This is a genomic window from Lewinellaceae bacterium (assembly GCA_020636135.1).
Taxonomy (GTDB): domain Bacteria; phylum Bacteroidota; class Bacteroidia; order Chitinophagales; family Saprospiraceae; genus JAGQXC01.
On record JACJYK010000001.1, the window covers coordinates 1,505,502 to 1,517,873 of the forward strand.

Below are 12,372 nucleotides of genomic sequence, written 5' to 3' on the forward strand. Positions count from 1 at the left end.
CATTTTTTAACATTCAGACCTTTTACAGATACCTTTGACCTTCCTGGAATACGCTGATTTATGGCAATTGTTATCATACCGGCCCGATTGAATTCTTCCAGGCTACCCGAAAAAGTCATTCTGGACCTGGAGGGTAAGCCGGTCCTTCAGCATGTATACGACCGGGTACGTAAAAGTAAATCAATCGACCGGGTTATCATCGCTACCGACGATGAGAAAGTGGTCCGCGTTGCATCCGGTTTCACCGATCAGATTGTGATGACTTCACCCCATCATCCCAGTGGAACGGATCGTATTGCTGAAGTTGCCGGTGGTCTTCATGTTGCTTCGGATACCATCATCATCAATGTCCAGGGCGATGAACCTTTCATTGAGCCCGATGCGATTGATGCATTGGTGAGCGAGATGACGTCCCATCGCTGGCAGCTTGCGACACTGATCCACCGGTTAACCCTCCCGGAACAATTGGTTAACCCCAATCTGGTAAAATGTGTCCGCGGAGAAAAAGGACAGGCATTGTATTTCAGCAGGGCTGCAATTCCTTTCCTCAGGGATATACCATTCGAACAATGGATTGATCAGCAAGCTCACTTCCGTCATATCGGTGTCTATGGATTCCGCAAGGATGTGTTGTTGTCGCTGGCCGGGCTTCCGCCGGTGACTATTGAGATGCAGGAGAAACTGGAACAATTGCGCTGGTTATCCCATGGCTACACCATTCATGTGGTGGAAACAACTTATGAACCCATAGGAATCGATACGGCTGAGGATTTGCTGGCTGCAAGTATCCGGCTCAGGAAAGCAACACATCTCCACTGAAATAAAAAGGTAGTAAGATCTGAACACTTTCAATCCGCATGACAGGACCTGCCTCACCCTGAAGCAGCAATTTGATTGTTTTTTTTTGCTGATGTTCCACCTCGATCAACAATTGGCGGCAAGCCCCGCACGGAGTGACCGGTTGAAGGATGGGGTGATCTGCTTTTTTAGCCCGGATGGCAATCAGCTCAATGGATTCATGCGGATAACGGGCTTTCGCAAAGTGGACTGCAACCCGTTCTGCACAGGAACCTACCGGGAAAGATGCATTTTCCTGATTGCTGCCGCTGATAACCTCACCATTTTTTAATAATACGGCAGCGCCAACTGCAAAATGACTGTACGGTGAATAACTGGTTTCTGTAGCCTTCCAGGCTTGTCCCAGCAAGTCCCTTTCCTCTCTGCTCAATTCATCAGGATCTGAAATGAGAGTGTACTGATACTGTAAGGTTTTTTCTTTCAATCGCAGGGCTTGAGGTTTGGAAAATAGAGAATAAAACGCAAAATGGATATTTTTGCAGCCGAAATCAATACATTTCATGGTAAAGATTACAGTGATAGGTGCAGGGAGATCGTCGACGGCGCTGATCGATTATTTGTTGAAACAAGCCGAATCTCATCCGTGGACCATCCAGGTGGTTGACCGGGAATACGACCTGGCATTGAAGAAGATAGCTGGCCATCCGAAAGGGGAAGCCATCAGACTATCGGTTCTCAATCCTGAAGAACTGGACCTGTTGATCAAGAACAGCAACCTGGTCATATCACTCTTGCCTCCCAATTTGCATTATCAGGTTGCCCTACTGGGTATCCGTAATCATTGTCCGGTACTTACAGCGTCCTACCATACCAAGGAGATGTGGGGGCTGGATCAGGAGGCTCGCAAAGCAGGCGTACTCATCATGGGAGAGCTGGGCCTCGATCCCGGCATCGACCACATGTCGGCAATGCAAATGATCGATGCCATAAAAGAAAAAGGGGGGACGATCCGGTCCTTTGATTCGGTGACGGGTGGACTGATGGAAACGGATGCAGTCGCCGGGAATCCCTGGCGTTATAAGATCACCTGGAATCCCCGTAACATCGTTCTTGCTGGCCAGGGTACCGCCCAGTACCTGGATTCTGGTGCCATCCGCTGTGTGCCCTACTATTCCATTTTTGAACATACCAAAGGGTGGGACCTTGGACCTGCAGGTATGTTTGACTCCTACCCGAACCGGGATTCGTTGCAGTATATCGGACTTTACGGACTGGAAGGAATAGACCGGATTTACCGTGGGACCTTGCGCTATACAGGATTTTGCCGAGATTGGCACTGTCTGGTCCGCCTGGGACTGACAGAAGATAAGACCAGTTTACACCAATTAGGAGGAGCTACCTGGGCTTCCTACGTACGGCGTTTTGTTCCGGATTCTGGGCTGGGATTAGCCGGAGATGTTGCTGAATTTCTCGGAGTGACAGAGCAGGACGAACGCATGGCGGCTTTAAAATGGCTTGGTTTATTCGGTGAGGGGCAATTGCCCGTTGAATCCGGCACTCCGGCGGACATCTTACAGGTATTGCTTTTGGATCGATGGTCTATACAAAAAGGAGATCATGACCGTATCCTGATGCACCACCAGATCGACTATGAGCTGGACAATCACCGATACCGGAGAACTTCCACTATGGACGTACGGGGTGATAATGATGAACGGACCGCTATGAGCAAAACGGTTGGCCTTCCTCTCGGCATTTTGGCAAAAAACATCCTTACGGGCACTGTTTTCCCCAGCGGGGTGCACATCCCGGTCCGGCGGGACTTTTATGAACCGATCCTGCAGGAACTCGCGGTAGCTGGAATTGGCTTTGACGAAACACAGGTTGCTCTTGAGGAGGATTGATAAATGGTACCACTGGTTAAACAATCCGGTGCTTGCTTTGCAGGGTTACCAGGCCAGCCAGCAGATCCTTAGTCTGGCATTTAGCATTTTGCTGGCCAAAGTTTTACAGGACACCGCCCAGATCGGATTCTTTGAGATGCTGGTTTTTCTGGCATTTCTGCTGACTTATTTTTGGATGACCGGAGTAAGTCAGTCTTTTATGAGGAGTACCGACGCAGAAGATCCCGACCGCTATGGCAAATGGCTGTTTACTTATCTTTTTATGATGGCCCTGAATGTCCTGGTTTTCGGGTTGTTGTACCTGGGCCGTGGTCGTTTTCTGCCTTTTTTGCTCGGACAAACCCATGTTCCTTACCTGGCAGAATATTCCCTCTACCTGCTATTGACCATACCCACACTGGCTTTACCGTTGCTCTGGGTCCTGGAACGAAAGGCATGGCACATCTGGTGGTTTGCAGCAGGCTCCTGGCTGCTTAAGTTTTTGGCGATGGCCATTCCGTTGCTCCTGGGCTGGGGGCTGCAGTCGGGTATCCGCTGGCTGATTGGGGCCGGTTTTTTGATGCAACTATCCCTATTGACTGTATTATGGAAACGGAGATTTGCTATTAAAAAATGGAGATGGTTCCGGTTGATCGGGCAGGGTAGTTTGCCACTTATTCTCTATGCCTTGATCGGGGCATTGGCGATGGCGATTGATTCGGTATTAATTGGCCGGTATTACGCAGACGAACGCATTTTTGCCATATTCCGCTATGGATCAAAAGAACTCCCTTTTGTCGGAGCCCTGGTGGGTGCCTTGATCCAATCGGTCTTGCCCCTTTATTACCGTGATGAACAGTCAGGAAACCATGCTCTTCGTGAGGGGAGTCTAAAACTGATCCATGTCTTGTTTCCACTTTGCATAGTACTGGTGTGGATCAATCCATGGCTTTTTCCGCAATTGTTCTCTTCAGCTTTTGCGGAAAGTGCATTTTTATTCAATATTTATCTCCTAACCCTGGTCCCGAGGTTGTGGCTGGTGCATACCGTTTTCATTGCCAGGCACCAACATCGCGCTATGGTATTGATTTCGGCTTCGGAGCTGGTAATCAATGTTGTGGTCAGCATTCTGGCGATGCAATGGATGGGTATGTTCGGCGTAGCAGTCGGTACGGTGGTAGCCTATCTGTACGAGAAAGTTATGATGAGTATCGTAATTGGGAGGCAGGGAGTTGCCCTGAACTCCATTGTTCCTACCAGGCTATTCACGGGATATAGCCTGTTATTGATCACTTCGGTCGTGGCCGTTTGGATGCTTTGGCATGGATGAGTTGATTAAAGACCGGAGTTCATGGAAAGCTTGGTTTGACAGCCAGGAGCTTGTGGTTTCACCCAGGGAAGTCACCTGGTACGAGCGCAGTTTGTGGGAAGATGTGGTCATGCCAATCTTAGCGAATGGACAAAAGGTTACAACCTCGATGTTGATGCCTTACATAGAAAAACTGCGACAAGGCGTCCCTCTTGCCTATGTGTGCGGACGGATTTATTTCTTTGGACTCCCTTTCCAGGTGGAACCTGGTGTACTCATTCCCCGTCCGGAAACAGAAGAACTGGTTGCCTGGATTCTGGAAGATCACCCCGCCGGTAAGCTATCTCTTCTGGATATCGGCAGTGGGTCAGGGGTGATTCCGGTAACTTTGAAAAAAAAACGGCCAGAATGGAACCTTTACGGGATGGAAAAAAGTAATGATGCCCTGCAGATATCGAAGCGGAACGAAGCATTAAACCGTGTTATCATAAATTGGATTCATGCTGACCTTTTTGATCCCACGGCTCTTATGCACCCGACCAGGATGGATGTGGTCGTGAGTAATCCTCCTTACATTCCGTTGAATGAACGCCCCATGATGGGAGAATCCACGTTGCGGTATGAGCCGGAAGAAGCACTCTTCGTGGATGGGGATGATCCGCTGCGTTTTTACCGGAAAATACTGCAGGTTGCTGAAACCACCGGTGCTGGTTGGGTCTACTTTGAATTGAATGAATTTCTCACCGGCAATTATCAAAACTGGGTTGCATCCTGTCTTGGTTGGGAGGCAACGTTCAAATTGGACATGCAGGGAAAGACACGCATGTTGCGCATGATCAGAAAGCCGGTTTAACCACCTCCTTTCTTGGTGTCTTTGTAACCGAGTTTTAGCAGGTGCTCAACAGATTTGGTAACCTGATCGCCCTGCAGGATGATTTCCCCATCTTTCGCACTTCCGCCAACACCACACAGCTGCTTTAATGTTTTTCCAATACCGGAAAGTTCGTTTTCCGGCAACGACTCTAACCCCTTGATTACGGTTGCAGTCTTGCCGCCGCGGTGCTTTTTCTCCAGGATTACCCGAACTCTAAGCCCCAGGTCTTTCGATCCTTCCTCTTCTTCACCCAGCAGGCCGCTGAATAACGACCCCATTGTCTCCGGATGGGTAGTGTATACCAGAGCATGGTCTCCGGATTTTTGGTTCTTATTCTTTTTCATCAGGCTTTTTTCTTTTCCAGGAATCATTGATCATTCGCAAAATTAATAAACCCAGATCATTCGTCTCTTCCGGAGACTGGCCCAGGATCATCACTGCCGTTTGGGTGGCCGGTACAAATCCCAGATAAGCTTTGTGCCCTCCGGTTTGTCCGCTGTGGGTGTAGATCTGACTTCTGCGCACCGGTTTTAAAACATACCAACCTCCTGCCATATCGATCCGGCCACGCAAATGGGTTTTCAGAGTGGGTTGGAACAAATTTTCAAAGCGGGGATCTCCAGCATGATTCAGCAACCAATGGGCGTAATGCATCAGGTCATTCATGGTGCCCGAAAGGCCGAGTGAAGCCTGATAGGCAGGCACATGCCAAGGAATGGCCACTATGCCATTGCGTCGGTAGCCGGTAGCTGTGACTTCGGGCTTCGGCGTTATTATTCCCGTGTTGATCAGGCCTAAACCATTACAAAAATCATTGATCTGGGCTTCGTAAGGCTGGTCAAAAAGCATTTCCAGTGCAGCCTGGATCATGGCATACGGATGGGGGCTGTAACGAAATGTCCCGGGCTTGAAGGGAATCCTGGAAATTGCTGAAATGAGATCTGGAAAAGCAATGTTACCATATGGATTGTCAGGGGATTGGTCGGCTGCCAGTCCGGGAATTACCCTGGGAAGCCCGGTGGCATATTGAAAACATTGCCTCCAGGTAACCTCCTTCCAAGTCCCCGGCAATGATATCCCGCTGATGGCTATCGGATCGTCTAAATCCAAATTTCCTTTGTCAGCAAGTTCTGTTAAGTAATGCGCTGTAAATACCTGACTCAATCCACCCAGCTCGAAAACCATATCGCCATTCAAACTATCGGCTGGCGTGCCCGGATAGTCCAGGATCCAATGGCGGTCTCCGTCAATGATTCCAATGATAAATCCATGATGATTTCCGGTGGGGATATCTGTGTCGTACCGGATGATTCGATCGATTTGCCCTCGTAGTGATTGGTAGCTGATCGCATCCTGACCCATGCCCTGCTGTATAAAAAAAGTTACCAGCAGCAAGGCTATTAAATTTTTGCATTTGAATCGGACCTGGATCACCATATCATTCATGAACGTCCGGGTTGTTCAATAGATTATTGAAGATGCTTCGATAAATTAGCCAATCCATGAAAGTGAAAAGAGGGCAATATCTGATTCGCAACGTACTTTTGATGTAGCAGGAAAAGGAATGATCTATGGAAATACATAAACAATGGTATACCAATAAAGCCACATTGCTATTTATGATCCTTGGTGGTTTTTTCATCACCAATGCATTGATCGCAGAACTGATCGGTATCAAGATATTTTCATTGGAAAAGTTGTTTGGGTTGCAGCCTTTCAACATGACTTTGTTTGGCGTGACCGGATTGGGCTTTGATCTGACAGCGGGTGTCATTTTGTGGCCGGTGGTTTTCATCATGACGGACATTATCAACGAATATTTCGGACGTCGTGGGGTACAGATGCTTTCCTGGATGGCCGTCGTTATGATTCTTTATGCTTTCCTGATGTTCTTTCTGGGCATCCATCTTCCTGCCAACGACTGGTGGCAGTCCCAGAGTGGTATCGTGGAAGCCAGCCCGGAGCGTTCCATTCCCAATATGGACCTGGCATTTAAAAAGATCTTCGGTCAGGGGCTATGGATCATCATTGGCTCCATGGTGGCATTTCTTCTGGGGCAGTTGGTGGATGTGGTTGTCTTTCACTGGATACGAAAAAGAACTGGTGAAAAATACATGTGGCTGCGTGCTACCGGATCCACACTGGTATCCCAGTTCATTGATAGTTTTGTGGTTTTGATCGTAGCCTTTTACATTGGTTCCAACTGGGATTTGGTCCGGGTTTTGGCCATAGGGTGCGTCAACTATATGTATAAATCGGTCATGGCGGTCATCCTGACACCGCTGATTTATCTGGGCCACGATATGATTGAGCGCTTTTTAGGTCACGACCTGGCTCATGAATTAAAAACCCTGGCCGCAAATCAATAGATAGCTATGGAGTCAGTCATTACAGATACGGTCATGATGATCCGTCCGGCTCATTTTGGTTTCAATGAAGAGACGGCGGCTAATAATGCCTTTCAACGGCATGAAACACAGCGTTCGCAGGCAGAAGTTGAGGTGCAGGCACGGACAGAGTTTGACGCTTTCGTACGCCGGCTTCAGGCAAGCGACATCCGCGTGAAAGTTATTGCGGATACCGCTGAACCGGTTAAACCGGATGCGGTGTTTCCGAATAACTGGATCAGTTTTCATGCAAATGGCAAGATCATTACTTATCCGATGTTTTCGTCCATCCGGCGTCAGGAGCGTCGCCCGGATATTGTCCAGTCTATCCAGAAGGAGTTCGGATACAAGACGGTGGTCGATTACAGCCATTGGGAGAAAGACGGGAAGTTTCTGGAAGGCACCGGAAGCATGCTTTTCGAGCGCCGTGAGGGGTGGGCATTTGCTTGTGTCAGCCCCCGGACACATCCGGATCTTTTTAAGTTGTTTTGCCGGGAACAGGGGTTTCAGCCGGTGTTATTTGAGGCTGAAGACGGGCAGGGACAGCTTATATATCACACCAATGTCATGATGGCAATGGGGGAGACGTATGCCGTAATTTGTCTTGATGCAATTCCCGGATCCAGTGACCGTGAGCAGGTTACCTCATCCCTTAAAAAGTCTGGAAAATCCATCATTGAGATCAGCCTTGAGCAGGTAAATTCCTTCGCCGGGAATATGCTTTTAGTCCGCAACAAACATGGGATTCGCTACCTGATTATGTCGGAACAAGCTTTCCTTTCGCTGAACTCAAGTCAGATCAATTTGCTGGAAAAAGATGTCTCCATATTACAGGCTCCCATTTATACCATTGAGAAGTTGGGTGGAGGAAGTGTCCGTTGCATGTTGGCCGAGGTTTTTTTGCCAAAAAAATAATTTTGAGTGGGCTTTTTTGCCAAAAAAATAAAGCATTAACCACTATAAATTAGTTCTTTAAATATTAACAATACGTTAATATTAACTATATAAATGTATCTGCATTCTCCCTAGCTTTGCTGCCGAACTAATCTCAATTCAAATATTCAGTCATGAGAATTTCCACCATTAAATTCTTAGGCAGATACAAGCTAGGCATGTGTCTCCTGATCATCGGTTTTTTGACCTTGGGTTCGAACCTCAGCGCCCAGGTTACCACCTCCTCCATGGTGGGGAGAGTAATAGACGAGAACAAAGAGCCCCTTATTGGAGCTACCGTAATCGCCGTACATACTCCATCGGGAACCCGATATGGGACGGTGACGAATGATGATGGCCGTTTTACCATTCCTACCATGCGTATCGGCGGGCCGTACCAGGTATCCGTAAGCTATACAGGTTATGAGGATATTGTTCAGGACAATATTTACCTGAGCCTGGGAACTGCCACCAACCTGGATTTCACCATGCATACCGAAGTAATGGTAATTGAAGGCGTGGTGATCACCTCAAGCCGTAGTGATGTCTTCAGCTCGGATCGTACCGGAGCTGCTACAACCATTACGGCAGATCAGTTGAATACCCTACCTACCGTCAGCCGGAACTTCCTTGATTTTACGAGGCTGACACCTCAGGCCAGAGGGTCTTCCATTGGAGGCCAGGACAACCGTTTAAACAATATTACCATCGACGGCTCCCTGCTGAACAACAGTTTCGGTCTGGCCGGCGAACCTGGTGGACGGACTGGTATTGCACCCATTTCACTGGACGCTATCGAAGAGGTACAAGTAAACATTGCACCATTTGATGTGCGCCAATCCGGATTTATCGGCGGTGGCATCAATGCTGTAACCCGTTCCGGTACCAACGAATTTACCGGTTCTGCATTTTACACCTGGCGGAACCAGAATCTCACCGGTATCCATGCCGGGGAGACCACGCTCATCCGGGATCAGAACCAATTTACCAACAAGCAATATGGATTTCGCCTCGGTGGCCCGATCATCAAGAACAAACTTTTCTTTTTTACCAGCGTAGAATTGGAAAGACGGGCCAGCCCTTATCAGGATATTGCCAATAAAGGAAACGACCCGGTAGAAGGAAATACGACCCGGGTACTGGAATCAGATCTGAAAGCGGTTTCCGATTTTCTTAACACCAACTTTGGTTATGAGACCGGCATTTACCAGGGATACGATCTGAATACCACCGGAGATAAATACCTGGCAAAACTGGACTGGAACGTCAACGATAAAAACAAATTCAGTCTGCGCTTTAACCGGCTGGATTCGGAGGCCGATCAGCTTATTTCCAACTCCACATCACTTGGATTCGGGAATCGCCGGACCAACGGCCGGGCCATGAGTTATCGAAATTCCAACTACATCATTTTTGATAAGATCACGTCGGTAATCGGTGAACTCAATACACTGTTTAGCAACAAGCTATCCAATAACTTCATTGCCGGCTGGACTTTCCAGAATGAAGATCGTGGCACCTACGGTACCTTTTTCCCATTAATAGAAATCCAGAAAGAGGGCCAAACGTACATTTCTACCGGTTTTGAGCCATTTACACCCAATAACCAGTTGGAATATACCACCTATCAGTTGCAGGATAACCTGTCCTGGTATTTGAACAAGCATACACTGACTGCAGGACTTAATATTGAGCGATTGAAATTCCGTAACGTATTTTTCCCCGGCGCACAAGGGGTTTTTGTTTACAACAGCCTGGAAGACTTTTACAGCGATCTGACGGATGCAAAAGCCAACCCGAACCGGACCGTATCACCTGTGGAATTGCGTCGGTTCCAATACCGGTATTCGGCATTGCCCGGCGGGGCTGAACCCGAACAACCTACCCGGGTAACCTACGGCGGGCTCTACCTGCAGGATGAAATGGCTGTCAGTAGTAAGCTGATGGTCACAGCCGGTATCCGCATGGACGTGCCTATTTTTGATGACACCGGATTTGAAAACCCTGAGGTATTGACGCAAACTTATCGGGATCCGAGTGGCAATCCATTGAAAGTGAGTACAAAGAAACTTCCGGATCCTCAGTTTTTATTCTCACCCCGTGTTGGATTTAACTGGGATATGAGAGGTGATCGCACCGCCCAGCTCCGTGGTGGATCCGGTATCTTCACCGGCCGGCCGGCATTCGTCTGGATTTCCAACGTTGTAGGCAATAACGGTGTACTTACCGGTTTTGAACAGATCGATAAGACCACCACACGGCCATTTACGACGGACCCAGGCAAATTCATTACCAATCCATCTTTGCCTTCTTCTTATAACATTGACCTGGTTGACAATAACTTTAAATTTCCCCAGGTATGGCGTTCAAACCTGGCGTTGGACAAAAGACTACCTGGAGATTTTGTAGGTACCCTTGAGCTGATCTATAGCAAAGACATCAATGGGATCAGCTATTGGAATATCAACCAGGAGAGCGCATCAGGCACCTTTACAGGCCCGGACAAACGTCCTACATTTCCTGGGTTGGGACTTTCTGGAACGAATCTGAATAACGCCATCCGGATCAATGATAATGTGACCGGAGCCGTATACCTTACCAATGAGAACATTGGTTCTGCGCTTAACTTCACCGCATCTCTGGAGAAACGATTTAGTGATGGTTGGTTTACCAAAGTTGCTTACAATTTCGGTTCTGCCCAGAACCTGGTCGATGCTGGTTCCATTGCAAGTGGATCATACAACAGCATCGTGAGCGTTAACGGTAATAACTATCCTGACCTGGGTTATTCTTCCAACGACCAGCGCCATCGTCTTTTCGGAGCCATCTCCTACCGTTTTGAATACCTGAAATTCGGTGCAACGCAATTGGGTTTGTTCATTAACGGTGCAACGCAAGGACGGTTCTCCTATGTGTATAACCAGGACATGAACGGAGACGGGATCAATGGAAACGACCTGATCTTCGTACCGAACAATGCCAGTGAGTTGACGTTTGTAGATTTTACCAGTAATGGAGTGACCTTTACTGCAGCACAACAAGCTGCCGCATTCGATAAATACATCGACCAGGATGCTTACCTCAGCACCCGCCGTGGTCAGTATGCAGAACGCAATGGAGCACTGCTTCCCTGGTTATGGAGAGCAGATTTTTCATTTTTGCAAGAGTTTTATGTGAACACCGGTGGTAAACGGAATACCCTGCAGTTCCGTGCAGATATTCTCAATTTTACCAACCTGCTTAACAAGAGCTGGGGTGTATCAGATAAAGTGATCAACAGTCGTCCATTGTCTTTCTCGGGTGTTACCGGAGAAGGAGCGCCAAGCTATAAAATGGTTACCACCGGATCTGGTACTTCTACCAAACTGTTGGATCAAACGTTACAAAAAGATGCCATTTTCGCCTCGGATACCTACAGTATCCAATTTGGAATCCGGTATCTGTTCAATTAAGCCCATGGCATAGAATTAAACGATTCTGGTCCATTACAAGTAAGAAAGAGCTGCTTTTAATAAAAGCGGCTCTTTTTTTGCGCCGGAAGCAATTTTTTTTCGTGCCGATTATCACCGAATAATCACCTTATCTGTTGACGGATCGGCTCTTTTCATCGAGTTGGATTTGTACCCATTTGTATTAAAATGCCAAAAAAATTTTGGCCAACAATAGAATTATTGAAAAATGATTGAAGTATAATTGACAAAATAGTAAATATCATTTGGTCTATGAGGTTTTTTGAAATACCTATCTTCTTAACATTGAGCTAATTAAAAGTTAACATTACACTTATATTGGGTTTTGCGATATCTAATCATAGTGACTACCTTTACTTCAAGTTAAAACCGTAAACCTAATTTCTCAGCCATGAAAAGATTGTTCACCTCCGTAAGGCTGGTATTTCCTGTTATTGGAAAGGCCGCCTCAACGTCAGTTTCTGACGTCTTTCAGGTTAGGTCGAATCAGCATATCTCACCAGATGCTGACCTCATTACAGGAACTACTACTGTTGCAGAAGATTATGCCCCTGGCGGATATCAATCCGGCGAGGTGCCTCTTTGCTGATATTCCCTTTTTTCAAGGTTTTCCAGTTTGGATGTAATGCAGAAAAGTGGTTACGGTTTTTGCATTTGCTTTTAATTGAATTTTTAAATATTGATATATGTTAAAGATTGAAAATTAGCCTTTTGTTAT

10 protein-coding genes are annotated in these 12,372 nt (G+C 47.3%); 7 read left to right on the forward strand and 3 right to left on the reverse strand.

Annotated features, from left to right (window positions below; translation table 11 throughout):
• Positions 1–60: 60 nt before the first annotated feature.
• Positions 61–819 (forward strand): 3-deoxy-manno-octulosonate cytidylyltransferase, encoded by a 759-nt coding sequence (gene kdsB, locus H6570_05615; GenBank protein MCB9318738.1) that lies wholly within the window; start codon positions 61–63, stop codon positions 817–819.
• Here kdsB and H6570_05620 read toward each other — a convergent pair.
• Positions 794–1,360, reverse strand: a complete 567-nt coding sequence (locus tag H6570_05620; protein ID MCB9318739.1) for a cytidine deaminase — start codon at positions 1,358–1,360, stop codon at positions 794–796. The genes kdsB and H6570_05620 overlap by 26 nt on opposite strands.
• Between H6570_05620 and H6570_05625 the strand changes: the two genes are divergently transcribed.
• The 3 genes from H6570_05625 to H6570_05635 are packed head-to-tail and all read left to right on the forward strand — an operon-like array spanning position 1,359 to position 4,843.
• On the forward strand, positions 1,359–2,702 hold the full coding sequence (locus H6570_05625) for a saccharopine dehydrogenase NADP-binding domain-containing protein (GenBank protein ID MCB9318740.1): 1,344 nt from the start codon (positions 1,359–1,361) through the stop codon (positions 2,700–2,702). The genes H6570_05620 and H6570_05625 overlap by 2 nt on opposite strands.
• Positions 2,689–4,011 carry a hypothetical protein gene (locus tag H6570_05630; protein ID MCB9318741.1) on the forward strand — a complete coding sequence of 441 codons (1,323 nt, stop codon included), beginning with the start codon at positions 2,689–2,691 and terminating at the stop codon, positions 4,009–4,011. The genes H6570_05625 and H6570_05630 overlap by 14 nt, the downstream gene beginning before the upstream one ends.
• Positions 4,004–4,843, forward strand: coding sequence for a peptide chain release factor N(5)-glutamine methyltransferase (locus tag H6570_05635; GenBank protein ID MCB9318742.1), 840 nt, complete (start codon positions 4,004–4,006; stop codon positions 4,841–4,843). Before H6570_05630 ends, H6570_05635 begins: the two co-directional genes overlap by 8 nt.
• Here the strand turns inward: H6570_05635 and H6570_05640 are convergent.
• Positions 4,840–5,208 carry a translation initiation factor gene (locus H6570_05640; GenBank protein ID MCB9318743.1) on the reverse strand — a complete coding sequence of 123 codons (369 nt, stop codon included), beginning with the start codon at positions 5,206–5,208 and terminating at the stop codon, positions 4,840–4,842. The genes H6570_05635 and H6570_05640 overlap by 4 nt on opposite strands.
• Entirely contained in the window at positions 5,195–6,259 is a 1,065-nt protein-coding gene (locus tag H6570_05645) for a beta-lactamase family protein (GenBank protein MCB9318744.1), read from the reverse strand. Before H6570_05645 ends, H6570_05640 begins: the two co-directional genes overlap by 14 nt.
• A 176-nt stretch (positions 6,260–6,435) precedes the next feature.
• Between H6570_05645 and H6570_05650 the strand changes: the two genes are divergently transcribed.
• From H6570_05650 to H6570_05660, 3 genes are all read left to right on the forward strand, one after another.
• Entirely contained in the window at positions 6,436–7,233 is a 798-nt protein-coding gene (locus H6570_05650) for a queuosine precursor transporter (GenBank protein MCB9318745.1), read from the forward strand.
• Positions 7,234–7,239: 6 nt separating this feature from the next.
• Complete coding sequence (locus tag H6570_05655) at positions 7,240–8,166, forward strand: amidinotransferase (protein ID MCB9318746.1); 927 nt, start codon at positions 7,240–7,242, stop codon at positions 8,164–8,166.
• A 197-nt stretch (positions 8,167–8,363) separates the two neighbouring features.
• Complete coding sequence (locus H6570_05660) at positions 8,364–11,636, forward strand: TonB-dependent receptor (GenBank protein ID MCB9318747.1); 3,273 nt, start codon at positions 8,364–8,366, stop codon at positions 11,634–11,636.
• Positions 11,637–12,372 lie beyond the last annotated feature (736 nt).

Excerpts from the sequence above, each read along its gene's own strand:
- kdsB (MCB9318738.1), top strand. The coding sequence starts at position 61 with ATGGCAATTGTTATCATACCGGCCCGATTGAATTCTTCCAGGCTACCC.
- H6570_05625 (MCB9318740.1), top strand. The coding sequence starts at position 1,359 with ATGGTAAAGATTACAGTGATAGGTGCAGGGAGATCGTCGACGGCGCTG.
- H6570_05620 (MCB9318739.1), bottom strand. The coding sequence starts at position 1,360 with ATGAAATGTATTGATTTCGGCTGCAAAAATATCCATTTTGCGTTTTAT.
- H6570_05635 (MCB9318742.1), top strand. The coding sequence starts at position 4,004 with ATGGATGAGTTGATTAAAGACCGGAGTTCATGGAAAGCTTGGTTTGAC.
- H6570_05640 (MCB9318743.1), bottom strand. The coding sequence starts at position 5,208 with ATGAAAAAGAATAAGAACCAAAAATCCGGAGACCATGCTCTGGTATAC.
- H6570_05650 (MCB9318745.1), top strand. The coding sequence starts at position 6,436 with ATGGAAATACATAAACAATGGTATACCAATAAAGCCACATTGCTATTT.
- H6570_05655 (MCB9318746.1), top strand. The coding sequence starts at position 7,240 with ATGGAGTCAGTCATTACAGATACGGTCATGATGATCCGTCCGGCTCAT.
- H6570_05660 (MCB9318747.1), top strand. The coding sequence starts at position 8,364 with ATGTGTCTCCTGATCATCGGTTTTTTGACCTTGGGTTCGAACCTCAGC.